At 48.7% G+C, this 17,610-nt stretch carries 15 protein-coding genes; 1 reads left to right on the top strand and 14 read right to left on the bottom strand.

The window, feature by feature from the left end; genetic code table 11:
- Positions 1–13: 13 nt before the first annotated feature.
- From ACR9Y8_RS05860 to ACR9Y8_RS05905, 10 genes are all read right to left on the bottom strand, one after another.
- Positions 14–682 carry a hypothetical protein gene (locus tag ACR9Y8_RS05860; protein ID WP_481212306.1) on the bottom strand — a complete coding sequence of 223 codons (669 nt, stop codon included), beginning with the start codon at positions 680–682 and terminating at the stop codon, positions 14–16.
- 459 nt (positions 683–1,141) lie between these two features.
- Positions 1,142–1,774 (bottom strand): hypothetical protein, encoded by a 633-nt coding sequence (locus ACR9Y8_RS05865; protein WP_481212307.1) that lies wholly within the window; start codon positions 1,772–1,774, stop codon positions 1,142–1,144.
- 258 nt (positions 1,775–2,032) lie between these two features.
- Positions 2,033–2,695 carry a response regulator transcription factor gene (locus tag ACR9Y8_RS05870; protein WP_481212308.1) on the bottom strand — a complete coding sequence of 221 codons (663 nt, stop codon included), beginning with the start codon at positions 2,693–2,695 and terminating at the stop codon, positions 2,033–2,035.
- A 2-nt stretch (positions 2,696–2,697) separates the two neighbouring features.
- Complete coding sequence (locus tag ACR9Y8_RS05875) at positions 2,698–4,515, bottom strand: PAS domain-containing sensor histidine kinase (protein ID WP_481212309.1); 1,818 nt, start codon at positions 4,513–4,515, stop codon at positions 2,698–2,700.
- A gap of 36 nt (positions 4,516–4,551) precedes the next feature.
- A complete protein-coding gene (gene urtE / locus ACR9Y8_RS05880; RefSeq protein ID WP_481212310.1) occupies positions 4,552–5,265 on the bottom strand; it encodes an urea ABC transporter ATP-binding subunit UrtE in 714 nt (237 codons plus the stop codon).
- A gap of 4 nt (positions 5,266–5,269) precedes the next feature.
- A complete protein-coding gene (gene urtD / locus ACR9Y8_RS05885) occupies positions 5,270–6,025 on the bottom strand; it encodes an urea ABC transporter ATP-binding protein UrtD (RefSeq protein ID WP_481212311.1) in 756 nt (251 codons plus the stop codon).
- Between the two features lie 36 nt (positions 6,026–6,061).
- On the bottom strand, positions 6,062–7,198 hold the full coding sequence (gene urtC / locus ACR9Y8_RS05890; protein ID WP_481212312.1) for an urea ABC transporter permease subunit UrtC: 1,137 nt from the start codon (positions 7,196–7,198) through the stop codon (positions 6,062–6,064).
- A 20-nt stretch (positions 7,199–7,218) separates the two neighbouring features.
- Positions 7,219–8,871: an urea ABC transporter permease subunit UrtB gene (gene urtB, locus ACR9Y8_RS05895; protein ID WP_481212313.1), complete on the bottom strand. Its 1,653-nt coding sequence runs from the start codon at positions 8,869–8,871 to the stop codon at positions 7,219–7,221.
- 27 nt (positions 8,872–8,898) lie between these two features.
- The gene (urtA, locus tag ACR9Y8_RS05900) at positions 8,899–10,170 is read right to left on the bottom strand and encodes an urea ABC transporter substrate-binding protein (protein ID WP_481212314.1); all 1,272 of its coding nucleotides are present in this window, start codon (positions 10,168–10,170) and stop codon (positions 8,899–8,901) included.
- A 33-nt stretch (positions 10,171–10,203) separates the two neighbouring features.
- The gene (locus ACR9Y8_RS05905) at positions 10,204–11,565 is read right to left on the bottom strand and encodes a hypothetical protein (RefSeq protein ID WP_481212315.1); all 1,362 of its coding nucleotides are present in this window, start codon (positions 11,563–11,565) and stop codon (positions 10,204–10,206) included.
- 244 nt (positions 11,566–11,809) lie between these two features.
- Here ACR9Y8_RS05905 and ACR9Y8_RS05910 point away from each other — a divergent pair, with 244 nt between their 5' ends.
- Positions 11,810–12,448, top strand: coding sequence for a VOC family protein (locus ACR9Y8_RS05910; protein WP_481212316.1), 639 nt, complete (start codon positions 11,810–11,812; stop codon positions 12,446–12,448).
- A gap of 30 nt (positions 12,449–12,478) precedes the next feature.
- Here ACR9Y8_RS05910 and ACR9Y8_RS05915 read toward each other — a convergent pair whose 3' ends face one another.
- The 4 genes from ACR9Y8_RS05915 to ACR9Y8_RS05930 form a co-directional block, all read right to left on the bottom strand.
- Positions 12,479–12,979 carry a hypothetical protein gene (locus ACR9Y8_RS05915; RefSeq protein WP_481212317.1) on the bottom strand — a complete coding sequence of 167 codons (501 nt, stop codon included), beginning with the start codon at positions 12,977–12,979 and terminating at the stop codon, positions 12,479–12,481.
- Between the two features lie 61 nt (positions 12,980–13,040).
- Positions 13,041–13,925: a helix-turn-helix domain-containing protein gene (locus ACR9Y8_RS05920; protein ID WP_481212318.1), complete on the bottom strand. Its 885-nt coding sequence runs from the start codon at positions 13,923–13,925 to the stop codon at positions 13,041–13,043.
- A gap of 24 nt (positions 13,926–13,949) precedes the next feature.
- Positions 13,950–14,780 carry an SDR family NAD(P)-dependent oxidoreductase gene (locus ACR9Y8_RS05925; protein ID WP_481212319.1) on the bottom strand — a complete coding sequence of 277 codons (831 nt, stop codon included), beginning with the start codon at positions 14,778–14,780 and terminating at the stop codon, positions 13,950–13,952.
- Positions 14,781–14,869: 89 nt separating this feature from the next.
- On the bottom strand, positions 14,870–17,608 hold the full coding sequence (locus tag ACR9Y8_RS05930) for a M14 family metallopeptidase (protein ID WP_481212320.1): 2,739 nt from the start codon (positions 17,606–17,608) through the stop codon (positions 14,870–14,872).
- Between the last annotated feature and the right edge of the window lie 2 nt (positions 17,609–17,610).

Consider the following 17,610-nt stretch of genomic DNA (forward strand, 5'->3'; position numbering starts at 1 on the left):
TGGATCTGGTCGTCTAAAGCAAGCGCAATTTCAGTTGCGTTACTTCGTTGACACGATTGAATTCGTCTTCGGTGAGATAGCTGGTAACGAAGCCCTGACCTTCGGAGAAATAAGTAAGCCGGCCTTTTTTGTTGTATTGGCGACACAGATCCTGGATTTTGTCAAATAGACGACTATCTACCCAGTCGTCGTCCACTTCCAAATCCCATTTATATTTCTTTCCGTGGAATTCAAAAGATATCCATGCCTTGCCATCTTCATCATCGTTGCAATAGTCAGTGATATTTTGGAAGTCGAGGTCTCCGTTTGAGATACGTTTCAGGTTTTCCAATATTTCCACATAAGAACCTTCCCCTTCTACGGCCTCCAGGTCTAAGTGCCAGCAACTGTCTGAAAAACTAGTATAGGGTTCATACTCAGTGCTATCACCTAACGTAATATACAACGCTTCTATTGGGCCATAACTAGCTAATACTTCTTTCCACCGCTCAAATATGTCAGCTTCCCGGATTTCCGGGTTTATTTTGATTCCTGCAGTTATCACCTTATCAAGTGCCGCTTTGAATGCAGTGGTGGGATCTCGGTGTGCTTTATACGACCTTAGCCAGGAAAAAATTGCATAACCAATATATACGAGAATTGCCGATGCGGCAACGATCAGGAACCTAGGGATTCTCATCATACTAACGGCGTATAACGGTTTGTGTTAATTTAGTGGTCACAATATACAGTTTTTCCCAGGCATCATATGCGCCGGTTATAAAGTTTGGCACCCATCAGTACCAAAGAACAGCAGCATCTTCTTCTATTTATATAGATTTAATGAAGCTCAATCTTCCTGCGAAATAACAAAATGTCCAATATATATGCGAGCGCCCGTTAAAAGTAATCTACCCAAACTTCGCTTCTTATCTGCCTTCATTTGCTTTATTTTGATCTTCCCTGCCAGTTTGTTTGCACAGAAGGACAGGATTGATACCTTCATTGAAAACAGCATGGCGAGGCAACGTATTGTTGGTTTGGCGGTGGGTTGCCGGATGAGCAGACGGCGGTGGTAGTGTTGACGAATTCGGAGCCGACGAATGCGTTATCGATTGCGAAGGGAGTGGTTGATATTGTGTTGGAGAAATAACAAGGAGGGCTAATGAATGTCCTCCGGCTGTTTCATGAAAGTAAAATCTTCAGCAATAAGATAGGTATCGCCCATCAACAAAACTTTAAGCTCCTTTTCAGGGATGAATTGCTGGTAGTGCCAACTTCCAGCCGGTCGCTCACCGAGGAAGGTAAAGTCAAGTCCATTTTTTTTCAAGCAGGCCCCATATTTTTCCATTAGTTTTTTAGACCCCTGCGCTAGCATGCCGTTGGTGTATTGAAAAGGCCTAAAGTGATTGGATGTTTTAAACAAGGAGACATCAAAGCATTGATGTTCGTTAAAGGTATCATTATGGGTTAGATAGAGATCGTAGAAAAGTTTCTCAATGTTTTGGCACTGTCCTGCGAAATAGAGCTGACATTGTGTGTCAGTAAACTCCCAAAGTAAGGGATGATCATTCTTGATTGCTATGAACGAAGCAAAACCGAACGAAACTTTGTGTTTTCTGGGTCCGGATGCTATAATTGCCCACTTCTGATAAGCAAACCCCGCATTTTCAATCTGGGGATTCAGCACAATTTCGATAATAAAGTCGCCTCCGGTATAGTCAGCTTTCACAATACGGAGATCGAAGTCCCCTTCATATTCATCGAAGATGTGTTCTAAATCCTTGGGTAGCACGAAACGAAAGTTTTTGGTTGTCAATATACGAAAACCGGTCATTCTGGGCCATACCCTTTGGGTATGGCCCCATAGAAGCTTGAATATGGGAACCGGTTCTCAGGATCACTTAAATACCTGTGATATCCTTGCGATTTAGAGATCATCAAACTTACTCCACTGCCTGGACCGCTGATTAATACTAATCACCGCCCAGCCTACTACCCCCAAAACCAACAAACACATGAGAACAATCAATGTTACAATCATAGCTTTCAATTACTTTAACAAATCGGCCTCTTTGCAGGAGGCTAGCACCTCCTCGATATTATTCGTCTGAAATTTACGCAAAATATTCAAACGATGGGCCTCTATCGTGCGGATGCTCACATTCAGGGATTCAGCAATCTCCTTATTGCTCAGGTCATTATCTATCATCCGCAAGATCTGCTCTTCCCGTTTTGAAAGAGAAATATCCACATTAGCAGTTGATTTTTGGCCGGACGCACTCCGCATGTCCATATACTTCTTCACCAGTATGTCAGTTACATCACCGATGAAATAGAACTTACCGCTATATACGGTACGGATGGCATTCAGGAAGATCTTGTTACTGGTGTCTTTCAGGATATACCCGCTGGCTCCCATTTCCAGCGCTTTGGCTACATAGTCCGGGCTATCATACAAACTAAAGAAAAGGATCTTCGCCTGCGGCTGACGGCTCAATATCGCCTCGCTGGTCTCTATGCCATTGATCCCCGGCATACGGATATCCATGATGATCACATCAGGAGCAACAGTATGCAACACCTGCAATGCTGTTTCACCATCGCCAGCCTCACCAACCACTTCCATATCAGGCTCACTGTCTACTAATTGCTTCAATCCATTCCGGAATATCTCGTGGTCATCTACCAAAAAGACCTTCATTTTTGCGCTCATAGTTATAAAGGTATTTCTAATTGTATAATTGTCCCTTTTCCAGGTTCAGTACTAATGTTAAATGCACCGTTCAGCAGCTCTGCCCGTTCCTTCATACCACGTATGCCGTTCATCTTACGGGCCAGATCTTTCAGGTGCAATTGATGATTGTTAAAGTAAAAACCTTTGCCGTTGTCCTTGATCATCATGTTCAGGTAATCGCCAGAGGTATCTACATAAATCTCCACCAGGGAAGCCTGCGAATGTTTTACCACATTGTTAAGCCCTTCCTGCAGGATGCGATATACACTCATTTCCAGCTCACGGGAAAGCGGGGACACACGTATGTTAGCATCAACCAGGACTTCCATTTTACGATCGGCATCCTTTACGCTTTTCACGAGATCGTCGATGGCGGATCGCAGACCGAAATCTTCCAGCACGCTGGGCATGAGGTCGGAACAGATGCGGCGTGTTTCAGTGATCAGCTTTGACAGCATATTGTTGACCATTACCACTTCCGGATCAGGCGTAGTGCTGCGGTCTTCTATCTGCTCCAGCTTCATGCGGAGACTGGTGAGCATCTGGCCGATACCATCGTGGATCTCGGCAGCGATGCGCTTGCGTTCCTTTTCCTGTCCATTGATGATGGCATAAGACTTGATCTTCTGCTCAACACCTTCACGACGCATTTTCTCTTCATTCAGCATCCGGTTCTCACGCTCCGTGTTCTTACGGTTGGTAACGTCGTTACCGATGATCAGATACTGGTAGAGATTCCCGGCATTGTCAAATACGGGGATCAACGTTACATCCAGCCAGAAGCCGGTACCATCCGAAGCGTAGTCGAAGATCTCGTCCTGCCACACTTCCTCGCGTTTCTGTTCATCGCGGATGTGATCGTAGATCACGCTTTCTTTGCCGCCCATGTTGTTATAAAATACCGGCTTGTTACGCAGCTCGGACATGGTATATTTAGTGAGATGGCAATATTTATCGTTTGCGTAGATGATCCTTCCCTGGGGATCTGTTTTTACCAGGAACGTGGCCTTATCCAGGGCAAAGTTCATTTCGCGCAGCTCGTTGTAGGATTTCTCCATACGGTCGTTGGCGGCTTGCAGCTCGTCTTTGAGGCTCTTGGCCCGTTCTTCGGAAGAGATTAATCCCAGCACCACCTTCTTGATGTGGATGGCCATGGGATAGAAGATGAAACCTGCTTCCAGCAAAAGCGTGAGCAAAACAAGGCTCAGCATGAGGTAGTCGATCTGCTTCAGCTGGCGGATACGTTCTTTGGAAAAGCGATCGTAGTCAAATACAATGAGGTCCATTCCGAGTAGGTAGGATTGCTCATAGTCCATGATGGTTTTTACGTAAGGACGGATCAATGCGGGATTGAAAGGCCTGGCGGTATCAAGGATAGTAACGATATGCTCTGCCGCACGCATCATTTCTGCACGGGGATGGCTGATGAGCTCAAACATTTCGTTGATCTCCTCCATATCCTGGGTGGGCAGGTTCAGGAACTTACTGCCCGTTTGGAGGCCCTCCTGGGCCTTTTCCCATTGCCGTAATGTATTGACGAACTCTTTGCCGTTGTTCTCGAATTCCACACCGTTCTGCAGCTGTAAAGCTGCTTTACTCAGAATCTGGCTGTACGTACGCAGTCTCGCAGCGAAATTGATCACGTGCGAGTCGTCCATAGAACGGTTGAGGTGTTGCTGGATACGAACCTGGCTGAGGATGGAGAGAACGGCAATAAAGGTAAGGGCGATACCATAGCGGATAGTAAAGTACTTGAAGAGCTTGCGGTCCTCTGATATGATACCCAGGTCGTGATTCATTCTTCTAAAAATAGAGATTATAACATCCGAAAACAACTACACCGCAATATGTTCCTGCAATTCCCTGAAATCCAGGCTGAGGGCCGCTCCTTCTTTCACCATTTTGCCCCGCTCCATAAAATAGAAATAGTCCGTTACCTGCCTGGCAAAGTCGATCTTCTGCTCTACCAGCAGTACGGCAATGCCTTTCTCTTCTGCCAGCTGACGGAGGATATTCCCTATTTCGATGGCGATGGATGGCTGGATCCCTTCCGTGGGCTCGTCCAGCAATAACAGGGACGGACCACTGACCAGCACACGGGCAATGGCCAATTGCTGTTGCTGTCCGCCGCTGAGGTTACCGCCCAGGCGGCGGCGGAATTCTTTCAGGATGGGAAACAGGGCATAGATCTCCTCTTCCGGGAAGGCGGCCTTTCTACCGTTAGCAGCTTCCAGTCCCAGTTGCAGATTTTCGTAGACACTGAGCTTCGGAAAGATCTCGCGGCCTTGTGGCACGTAACCAATACCAGCCCTGGTAATTTTATGAGACGGCCAGTTGGTGATGTCCCGTCCGTTGAGGAGTACATGTCCTTCTTTGGCTTTTACCAGTCCCATGATCGTTTTCAGAAGGGTGGTTTTGCCTACGCCGTTACGTCCCATTACAGTGGTGATGGCGCCTTTCTTTACAGAAAGACCGGCGCCCCATAAGATGGTGCTTTCGCCGTAGGCGGCTTTCAGTCCGCTGACTGCCAGGATATTTGCATCTTTCATACCGTTATAATTTTTCCAGTTGCGCATTTGCCCGTCCGAGGTAGCAGTCGATCACGCGTTGATCATTCCTTACTTCCTCGAAAGAACCTTCCATTAGTAATTTTCCGTTCACCAGCACGCTGACACGGTTGTTGGCGATCTGGCGAACGAAATGCATATCGTGTTCAATGACAATAACGCCGTGTTGTTTGGAGAGCTCCAGGAGCAGCTCACCGGTGCGTTCTGTTTCGCGGTCTGACATACCGGCGGCGGGTTCGTCAATCAGCAACAGCTTCGGATCCTGCAGTACGACAATGGCGATCTCCAGCCATTGTTTTTGTCCGTGGGAAAGTGCGCCCGCTTGCTGGTGGAGAACGGATGATAGTCCAACCCGTTCGGCTACTTCTATAATGCGCTTTTTGAAAGCGGGCGACATTTTAAAGAAGAGCGAAGAGAAGACGTCTTTCTTCATGCGGGCAGCGAGGGTCATGTTCTCAAATACCGTGAGGCTGGAGAAGACGGTGGGTTTCTGGAACTTTCGGCCGATGCCCAGTTCGGCGATCTCTACTTCGGTGAGGCCCTGGGTAGATTTGCCGTTGAATAATATTTCTCCGGTGTCGGGTTTTGTTTTGCCGCAGAGGATGTCCATGAAAGTGGACTTACCGGCGCCGTTAGGGCCGATGACTACGCGGAGCTCTTTGTCTTCCAGGTGAAAGTGGGACAGGTTGAGTGCCTGGAGGCCACCGAACGAGACGGAGAGGTTGTTGACTGATAGTAGCATGGTGTGAGTTCTACGATGATTGTTTAACGTTTGCGTTTAAAAGATTGCTTCGTCGCGCTCCACGCTAAGCTTTGCGGCTCCTCGCAATGACGGTGCAGAAGACCCTGGCGTCCTCTCCCCGACCCGGTTACGAATCAAGGCAGACAGCTTGTCAAACAATCCTGTAAAGCCTTTATCAAAGTATAATACTGTTAAGATGTAGAGGATGCCCAGTACAAACAGCCATCCTTCGGGAAAAAGGCTGGTGCAAAGGCTGTAGAGGCAGTTCACCAGTAAAGCCCCGATGATAGCGCCCTTCAGTCTGCCGCGACCACCTAATGCCACCCACATCAGCATTTCTACTGAAGAAGTAACACTCATACGACCGGGTGTAATGATACCGGTTTGCGGTACGTAAAGCATACCAGCCAGCCCAGCTAGTACGGCGGCTACTATAAAGACGGCCAATTTATAGTGTAATACACGATAGGCGGTATAGCCTACACGAGGCTCGCTATCGCGGATAGCCTGCAGTACTTTACCGAATTTGGAACTGACGATCTTACGGCAAAGCATATATGAAACACAGAGCATGGCCACTGCAGCGAAATATAAACCCAGTTTGGTAGCAGGCGCAGACAGATCAAACCCCAGAACTGTTTTGAAATTAGTGAGACCATTTGTACCACCCAGCTTTGTTTCGTTACGGAGGAACAATAAGTACATGCCAAGGGCGAGCGCCTGGGTGATGATCGCCATGTAAACGCCTTTGATACGGCTCCTGAATACAAAAAAGCCAATGATAAAAGCGATGACCGCCGGTACTAAGAGCGCCAATATCACAGCGGGAACGAAGCCATGGAAAGGCTGCCAGAAAGCAGGCAATGAGGAAAAGTTATTCCAGACCATAAAGTCGGGCAGCTGCTGCCCCTGGAGGGCAGTAGCTTTCAGTAACAAATGCATGCCCATACAATAACCACCCAGGCAGAAGAAGAAAGCCTGGCACATAGACATGATACCGGTATAGCCCCAGATCAGGTCTATTCCCAGCGCAGCGATAGCAAAGCAGCAGTACCTGCCCCACAGTGAAATGGTATTGATAGAGACAATGCCCAGCAGGTGCCCGGTCGGCAGCACTATTGCAAAGAACAGCACAAACAGCAGGGTGACCAGTTTAGATGATTTATCAGGCATGGTGTATAATAGTTTTGTTATTATTCTTCAGCGATCCTTCCTTTATCAGGAAATAAGCCCCTGGGTTTAAACTGCATGTAGATCATGATCAGCAGCAGGATGAGCACCTTTCCGTAAACTGCCTGGAAGAAAGCTTCCAGCACTTTGGAGAAAATGCCGATACCCAAGCCTGCGGTGATGGTGCCTACCAGCTTGCCTACGCCGCCGGTGACTACCACCAGGAAGGAGTCGACGATGTAGGTCTGACCCATGTCCGGCACTACGTTGCCGATCAGCGTCATGGCACAACCTGCCAACCCGGCAAGGCCTGCGCCGATAAAGAACGTGAAAGCATCTACGCGACGGGTATCGATACCCAGGCAGGCGCTCATACTACGGTTCTGGGTAACGGCGCGGATCTGCATCCCAAGGCGGGTGCGGAACAACATGCCGTAGAGGGCGATGACGACTACGATGGTAAGCAGGATGATAAAGATGCGACTGTAGGGCAGCACCAGGTGCGGCGATACCTGCCATCCGCCAGCCAGCATGTCGGGCAGCTTTACGGCGGTGAGATCACCGAAGATGGTACGGGCTGTTTGGATCAATACTAAACTTACTCCCCAGGTGGCCAGCAGGCTTTCTAGGGGACGCGCATACAAACGGCGGATGATGAGCCATTCCAGGAACAGGCCCATTAAACCGGCAGCAATAAATGAGACTGGCAGCGCGGCGATAAAGAACCAATTGCTGTTCTGTATATGCAGCACATTTGCGAAAAGCATTTCCGTACAATAGGTTGCATAGGCGCCTATCATCAGGAATTCTCCGTGAGCCATGTTTATGATGCCAGCCAGGCCGTATACAATAGCCAGTCCCAGGGATACCAGGATAAGGATACTTCCCAGGCTGATACCGCTGAACAGGTTCTGTATACGCTGCAGCCAGGCATAATTACTATCCAGCTTGTCTGCCTGCTTTGATGCGTAAGCAATAGCTTGCTGTATTGCCCCTGTTTTCTTCGCATAGGCTCGTAATAAGGCAGCAGCGTTATCGCCGCTGTTAGCTGTAAGTGAATCTATGAAGAGCTTTGCGACGCCAGCGTCGGTCGTATTATTTAATTGGATGGCGTACCATGCTTCTTTACCGGCGCGTAAGGCGGCAGCGTTGGTTTCCATTTGCAGGGCAAGGGCTAAAGCATTGATCTGCGAGCTATCTGATGTTTGCTGTAATTGTCCGTAAGACATAACCCGCTTCTGCGGATCTGCACTGAAGATGCCCAGCCAGGAAGATAAGGACGCCAGCTGCAGGCGTTGCACACGGCTGATCTGTACCTGCTGCAAAGAAGAAGCAGGCAGCATCAAAGGCTGCCCGCTTTCGTCTTTCAATAATTGATGCGAAGGAAATACTTCATATACTGTAAATAGCTCCTCTGCACCGCTCTTTTTGCCGCCCAAAGTGACGGCTTTATCTTTTAATAAATAAAGGCTGCTACTGTTGACTGCTTCCAGTAAAGGAAGGGCCGCCGGTGGCTGTAATGCAGCCAGGCGTAACAGGGCTTGTCCGCGCATACTGTCATGCTGTGGATGCAATACCTGCCCGATGTATATGCTGGTGCTGTCCTGTGCATGGGCAATACCCCAGCACAGGCAGCATAGCAGCATGCATAGTCTTAACTTGATTCCCGTTTTCATTTCTTCCCTATAGTAGTAATGCGGATCTTATTTTTTTGCGGTGGCGTCCAGTGTAAAGAAAGGCTGGGGAGCAATAAGCCCCTGCGATTTCCAGATCACGGAAAATTGTCCGTCGGGTTTAATCTCACCAATCATGGCAGATTTGGCGAGGTGATTGATCTTGTCATCCATTTTCACGGTGCCTGCAGGCGCGTCGAAAGACAAGCCCAAGAGCGCGCCGCGTACTTTATCAACATCGAAAGAACCGGCTTTCTCTGCAGCTTTGGCCCAGAGGTATACATCTGTATAGGCCCAGCAGATAGGATCGTCGGTTACTCTTTCTGCGCCGCCGGGCAGATTCTTTTTCTGGCAATAAGCTTTGAAGCTTTCTACGAATTTTTTATTCTCAGGAGAATCGTTTGACTGGAAGTAGTTCCAGGCGGCGAGGTGACCTACCAGGAATTCGGTATCCATCGCGCGCAGCTCATCTTCCGCCACAGAAAAAGCCATGATGGGACAGGTAGCAGCTGTAAGGCCCTGGTTAGCGAACTCTTTGTAGAAAGGAATATTGGAATCACCGTTGATGGTAGACAGCACGCAGGCTTTACCGCCGACAGCGAACTTTTTAATTTTTGATACGATGGTTTGATAGTCCTGGTGATGGAACGGCGTGTATTCTTCAATGATATCCTCTTTGGCGATGCCTTTGGAAAGCAAATAAGCTTTCAGGATCTTGTTGGCCGTACGGGGAAACACATAATCGGTACCCAGCAGGTAAAACCTTTTGTAGCTGCCACCTTCAGCACTCATCAGGTAATCAGCGGCAGGGATCAGTTGCTGATTAGGCGTGGCGCCGGAATAGACTACATTCTTTGAGCTCTCCTCCCCTTCGTACTGTACGGGATAGAACAGCAGGCCATTGTTCTCTTCGAAAACAGGCAGCACGGATTTACGGGAAACGGAAGTCCAGCAGCCGAATACAGCGGCCACTTTCTTATCCATCAACAGCTCTTTTGATTTTTCTGCAAAGAGATCCCAATCAGATGCGGGGTCTACGATCACGGGCTCTATCTTTTTGCCCAGTACACCGCCGCTGGCATTGATCTCATCCACCGCCATCTGTACAGCATCCCGTAAGGATACTTCAGAGATGGCCATGGTGCCACTGAGTGAATGCAGCACACCGATCTTCACGGTGTTGGCATCGGCCGCCTTATCATCTGCAGCAGCTGGCTTATTGCCGGAATTACAGGACGCAATGGCTAACAACAGCAGGAAAGCGGCTAAGCCAATCATTAATTTTTTAAAAGAGGCGATCATTGTAATGCGTTTTATATAGTTAAATAACTTTTGTTAAAAAATGAAGATCTGTACCTGGGCCCAGACCTGGCCGTATGTTTTCTTATCAAATCCTTCTGTGTTGGCTACATTATAGGAACGGGCGGTGTAGGACAAGCGCAGGTTGGTACCCAGGCCATTGAAAAAGTAGTTGATGCCGCCACCGTATACGGAGCTGGAACTGATCTTATTGAAGGCTTCCTTATCCAGGCCACCGGTTTGCACTGCATCGGCGGATATATCCTGGTTCTCGAACTTCAGCCAGGGCTGCAGCTTTGCTTTCCTGAAATAATATCCCAGCTCGAGAAACTGCACTGTTTGTTTAGGGATGAGGGATACGAAGGAATATTTTGAATCCAGGTTCGTACCGCCGGTCATATATTGAAACGCGCCGCTCAGGGTGATGGAACCTGTTGCGGATAAGGGCTTATCCAGGAATACATCTGTGCTCAGGCTATAATAGGAACCTTGTTTATCAACGCCTGCACCCCAGGTGAGGGTGTTGCCTTTACCCAGGTTGGTGCCTGCGTAATAGTAGTCCTTTTCAGGATCCAGGAAACTGTAGGCAACGCGGCTTACCAGGCGAAGGGGACCTTTACCGTCTATATTACGCCCCGTAAATACACCGGCACGGTATTCGAACTTGTCGTTGAACAGGAAACCGCGGGCGTTCACGCCAAGGTCGCGGCCGAAGTTGCCCTGCAAGGGACTGTTCTCAAAAAGGTTATATGGATACTGGAAGAAGGAGAAATCGTTCGTCAGCATCGCGGCAGCGCCCTGCAGCCCATTACGGTTATTAGATACCAGCTGCTGACCCGCGATGACCTGGAAAGCATTGCAGAAGTTGTACTGGAACTGGGCGTCCAATATAATAGGCGCTACTTTCACGTTCTTGGTACTGTCAGCATTAGGGCCACCGATAGCGGAGGGTAGCTCGGTCTCCATAAAAAAGCTGGCCTTAGGCGTGAGCTGGCCACCTACCAGTACGCGCGCCCGGTAGAGGGTAAAGCCCCTTTTCCAGGAAGAAGGTGAAGCCGCGGCGTGTGGGTTGGTAAACCCATCCTGTTCCGCGGACGCAAACATATGGATAATGGCGCCCAGCTGGATGGATGGTTTGAAAGGAAGGGTGTCGCTGAAGACGGCCTTTTTATTCATCTTCAGGTAGGAGTACTTACGTAGTTCCGGAAAATTCGGGATCTCAGGTAAGAGGTTACGATCCCCGGTGACTTTGGTGGTGTCAGTAATATTCACCGCCCTGGCGACGGTATCAGGCAAGGGCTTTCTGTTGCCCAAAGGCAACTCCGGAGCTTTAGCTCCCGCCCAGGCAAGGTTGGCGATACATAAATGGCTGGTTAGAATCAAAGAGGTGACTTTCATAGCAACGATAGTTTTTAAATTAGTACCTACGTACTAGATTTTGGTTCTTGACACAAAATACGTAAGTGTTTTTAAGATAAAAACTAATTAAAAGTATATTTTCAGAGACAAACTATGTCATTTTTTAATTAATTACGCGAAAAAAGAATATATAGTTAAAATTATAATTTGAATGAAAGGAAAAGGGAGGGTGTTTGATCCCTTTTAAAGCAGAAACCTGTATCTTTTTATTAAAACTCCTGCTATGCCATCCAATACCCCTCCGGAAGTGATCTGCGAACATGTTTTTCCGCTCATGCCAGTGAGCGATGTAAGCGCCGCTGTTGACTATTACACCCGGCAACTTGGTTTTAAGCTGGGCTTCACCTGGGGCGATCCGCCCGGGTTTGCGGGGGTGAACCTGGGAGAAGTTTCCATACACCTGTCGAGCAATGATCCGGGAACGCCGAGCAGCTCCGCCTATTTTGTAGTGGGAGATGCGGACGAACTATTTGATTTTCATAAGGCTAAGGGGGTAGAGATGGTAGAAGCACCGGAGAACCGGGACTATGGCTTACGGGATTACCGGATCAGGGATCCCTGGGGGAATGAATTGGGATTCGGGCATTATATATATAGTGTAGGTCCGCCAGTGAAAATAGAACGGGTGGACGTGCCGCTTCGTTTAGAGAAACGGTTGGCGGCATTAATGCGGGACCTGGCGGAGCATAAGCGCATGAGCCTGAACAGCTGCATGGAGGAAATACTATTACATACGTTTGAAATAGCAGGCGATGGGGTGGCCAGCCCTCATACCATGCGTACGCTTAAGTATATACAGGAGCTCAAGCAAAAGCACGGGATCGATTATGATACCCATGACAGTTACCGCTTTCAGGAATGAGGCCTTTGGAAATACACTTTCTGTAATAGTTTATTGGCTAACTGAACCTGTATGTTGGCTGGGCGTTGTCAAAAGCTTAATAAGACTGTCGGTGTCAACATTGTATTCATATACATCCCTGGACAAAGTATCTACGTATAGCCAACCGGCCGTTACAAATCTCTTGAATCCCTTCTTATCATCTTCCTCATGCCCCACATGGAGCGAAATATATGTAGCGGTGTCGGAAAACACCAGCTTGTCCCACATCCAGGTAATGCTGCTGTCTTTCAGTTCGTACCGGATCAGTGGATTGGCAGATGAGTGGAGGGCGAGGGATGCAAGAGAGTCTATCCAATTGAGACGGGCAGCCATGGCGCTGTCGATATATACAGTGCCTTCCGAGAGGTGTTCAGGTGGCTGCGGTATACTGTCACCTTTGGCGGCGGCTATGCTATCTGCAGAAGACGGCGAAGACGCTGGCTGGTGGTCGGGTTGTTTGCAGGCTGCAATAGAGAGGATACTCAATAGGCATAGGAGTCTGTGTTTCATTATTTCCTGGTTGGAAAGGGAGAAGTATCATACCTACTTCTCCCCGGTTATATTGTAATGATTAGTTTTGTTTTTTATACTGGTTAGGGCTAACCCCCACCTCCCTTTTAAACAGCCTTGAAAAATAAGGCAGGTTCTCAAAGCCCAGCGTATAGGCGATTTCCGCTACCGAGGTATCAGTACCTTTCAGCAGGTTCTTTGCTTCAGATATGAGAAAGATGTGAATGAGCTCGATGGCAGTTTTACCCGTTTCCTGCTTCAGGAGATCACTTAAATACCCAGGCGACATATACAGCTGGTCTGCCATGTACTTTACAGTAGGCAAGCCCTTTTCAGATAAAAGCCCGCCATCAAAGTAAGAAGATAGTGTGTCATTGAACTTTGACACTACCTTACCAGAAAGCTCCGTGCGGTTAATGAACTGCCGCTTGTAAAAGCGCTGGGAATATTTAAGGATGGCGTCGATGTGAGAAAGCATGATGATCCTGCTGTATTCGTCCGGGTTGTTATGATATTCCGTTTCGATCTTATGATATAAGTCCCAGATGATCTCCTCTTCTCTTGGCGACAGGTGTAAGGCTTCATTCGCCTCATAATCGAAATAATGATACTTCTTTATCTCGTTGTGCAGGGGATGGCCGTTCAGGTAGTCCTCATGAAAATAAATAGCAAACCCGTCTTCCTCCAGCTCAATATTTCTCATAGCCACAGCTTGCCGTGGTTTGGTGAAATACAGGCTTCCATTGTCGTTATCATATTTTGTTTTGCCATATTCAATGACGCCGGCCTTCAACTTCTTAAACCCGATCATATAGAAATCGCTGGTATACATATCTCCCCCTAAAGGACAATGCTGGGTACAGCGCAGTAAACTTAACATGGGGTTCTCCGGCGGTGGATAACCGTTCTCCCGGTGCATCTCGCTCAAGCTCTTAAAGTGGTACATATGCTCATACCTTTTGTGACAAAGTTACTTACCATGCGCGGTATCTGCAATTTCGGCCCATTCTTCCCAGGTGGCCAGGCGTTCTGCATACAGCTGTTTTGCCCAGGGCAAACCTACTTTACCAAGGAATAGGCGTAAAGGAGGATTGGGACTGTCTACTAACTGCAGGATGGCGGGGGCGGTAGCTTCCGGCTCGCCGAAATTACCGGCTTTTGCTCCTTCCTCAAAACCTTGCTGGAATGCCGCTTTTACCGGATCATAAGCTGACATTGAAGTAGCATGCACCGCGGATGCGCCTGCCCAGTCTGTTGAAAAGCCATTGGGCTCTACCAGGGTGACGTTGATACCGAATCCCTTTACTTCCTGTGCCAGGGTCTCGCTTAAGCCCTCTACCGCAAATTTTGAAGCATTATATATTCCCAGTACCGGCAGTGTGCCGATGCCTAAAATGCTGGATAACTGGATAATATGACCATGGCCCTGTGCACGCATAACAGGCAGCACCGCCTGGGTAACCCATAAGAGGCCGAATACATTGGCCTCAAACTGGTCGCGGGCTTCCTGCTCGCTGGTTTCCTCGATAGCGCCAAAAAGGCCGTAACCAGCGTTGTTGATCAGCACATCGATGGTGCCGAAATGCTCTTTCGCCTTGTTAACTGCGGCGAAAACAGCTGGTCTGTCAGTTACATCCAATTGTATCGGCAGCAATGCATCGCCATACTGCTGGCTAAGTGTTTTGATCGAATCCAGGTTGCGTACGGTGGCCGCTACCTTATCGCCACGTTGCAGAAAAGCTTCTGCCCAGATCTTCCCAAAGCCTCTTGAAGCGCCTGTAATAAAAATTGTCTTTGCCATTGCATCTGTTTTTAAGTGATTGAATGGTACAAAGTTACAAGCGGGCAACAGGCGGCTCCTTATACAAAAAAGGGGGAAAATGATACATTTTAAGGAAATGAGTACAGCTGGTTGAATAATAGTTTAAACGTGCTGTGAGATTGCCCGCGGAAAGTGATCTCCGGGCCAAAGGCATACAGCTTTCCCTTGCCCACCGGTGCAGCAAAAGCAGCGATGCTGTTCTCCAGGTATTGTTGTCCCCAGGCCCAGCCGCTGTGCAATGGTTTGGGGGTAGAGAACCAGATGAGCTTCTTTAGTTGAGTGCTGCCGGGATTAAATTTAAATACCGGGCTGCGGTCAAAGTATACATCATTTTTAGCAGCCATGCCGTAGTTCTCTGCAGCAGTGGTATCCAGGTCGGCGGTGAGCAGGCTGCCTGGGATGTAGTATTTGGAACCGGCCAATGGTTTTAACTCGCCTTTGCTGTTCTTCTCCATTAATGCACTTTGTACGGGCAGGCCGAGATGGTAGGCCAGGTTGGTGCTGGTGCCAATAGTCACTATGTGTCCGCCGGCTTCCAGGAAAGCTTTCAGCTGCGGAATAGAAGTATCTGCTGTGATTTTCCCTAACCAGGGACGGAATTGTGCAGGCAGCTCTTCCGGTTTAGGGGGCTTGCTTTCAGCGCCGCCACGGTTATTCTTCTTTGGTTTGGCGGTATCGGGGATAGCGCCGCTCGGGAAGATGATCATGTCGTATTTCCTGCGCAGGTTACCGGCGTCTATGGCTTGTGAGTAAATGAACTCGTAGGGGAAATGATACTGCTCCATCAACCAGCTCATCCAACCTGCAGCAATAGAACCGCCGTAGTTGTTCCAGATAGCGATGCGCATGGGCGATAGCGGTGTTGTAACAGCAGGCGCCCGATCTATACCGCTAACGCTTATACCGAAATCAGCAGCGCTCTTTTCAAGGATGGCCTGTGCTTTGGCAGCGGGAGGAATATAGAATGCGCCTGCAGACTGTGGCAAGCGGTATACTTTGACACCAGCCTTCAGTAGATCGTTTACGGCAATAAATGCATTGTTAATACGTGGATCGATGAGGTAACCCGCTTTTCCTGCGACTACTTTCCCTTTGGGAGCGCTTTGCAGCTCACCATAAGGCAGCTGCTGGAAAGGCCCTTCAAATCCATCCAGCACACGGTCAAATTGCACACCCATCTGGAAGGCGAGGGTCCAGCCGGCCGCATCGTAAGGACGAATAGGCGGACCACCCGGATATTGGAAATCATTGGGATGATCCTGGGGTTCGAACATGTCTATCACGTGCGGGCGAAAGGCTTGCGCAGTCTTGATAACGTAAGAACCTGCAGGGTACTGCTTACCCGCTACCGTAAAGGGAGCGCTGGCCTTTTGCACTTCAATACCTGATAAGATCAGCGCATTCACAAAACGCACGACGGTAGGAAAATCCGGTTGATCTGCAGGCAATATATACCCACGGGCGTCACGGAGGCGCGGCTCTTTCAATACGCTATTAAAATACTTTACAGCGATGGTATCTTCACGGCCGAATGAGAACTCACCGCCACCTTCGCCTGCAGCGCCTGTGTCTTCTTTCTTCTCTGCTTTGCTTGCCAGTTTGATAGTATCTATGAAACGGGGATAGAATGTCCAGTTATCTTTTTCGCCACGCTCAATGGAGTTACGGCCCATGCGATAGATGTTGTACAGGAGCTGGTTCCTGTAACGCGCTGCATAATCCAATACAGCGTAGTTGAGCGAAACAGAATAATCGATCGACTGGCGGAAATGCCATTCCTGCGGCACCACGGGATTGGGCGTGGCGCTGTTGGGAATGAGACGATCAGGTACCAGCGGTACTTTCTCGGGCGTAGGGCTGCCGATAATCTCCGTAAGCAACCCGATCATGTTATGAAAGTACGGCGTAGTACGCAGTCCGCCGTTCCACCAGGTAGAAAACTGGGAGCCGGCGCGCTGTGTATAACCCGGCTTGCCTTCAACGTTCAGGCGATTGTTCATAGCAGCGCCTACAGCATCTATACTGGTTACGATTAAAGGATCGTATACATAGTTGAAAGGATCGCGATAAGGAGGGCCAGCCAGCACTGAACCTGCAGGACCGCGCTGATGGTGGTTATACATGATCTGCGGGATCCATTCAACAAACAGCTGGCGGCTGATGTTCTGGCTTTCCTTCATGTTCATCATGTAGAAGTCGCGGTTGTTATCATGCCCTACATACTTTTCGTACAGGCGCGGGATATTAGTAGCTCTTTTCTTAGGATCTGGCTCACGCATGTACCAGTCAGACACCAGTTCCTGTCCATCCGGGTTAGCGTGCGTGAGCAGCACGATGTCGTTTTCGAGAATAAACATCGTTTCCGGGTCGGTACGGGTCACCAGCTGGTACATGGTTTCAATGAGCTGGTGAGTGCCTACGACTTCTGTTGCATGCAGGCCGCCGTCGATCCATATGACGGATTTACCTTCGGCAGCGAGGCTGCGGGCCTGTTGGTCTGTCAGCCCCTTTGCATGCGCCAGCTGCTGAGAAATTTCTTTATAGCGTTTTAGCTGTTTGATGTTCTCCGGCGATGAGACGATCAGCATATACTGATGGCGGCCTTCTTCTGTAAGGCCGATGTCTACCAGCAGGGTTCTGTCTGAGGCTGACAGCTTTTTAAAATAAGCTGCAGTTTGTGTATAGTTGGCCAGTTTGTAATCATCGCCAATGTTAAAACCGAAATGCTCTTTTGGTGAGGGAATGGGCTGGGCAAAGATGACGTATGTTATAAGCAATAAGGCTACAGAGAGAAAGAAATGTTTCATAG

The organism is Chitinophaga sp. SVR4-12A, from assembly GCF_056754765.1.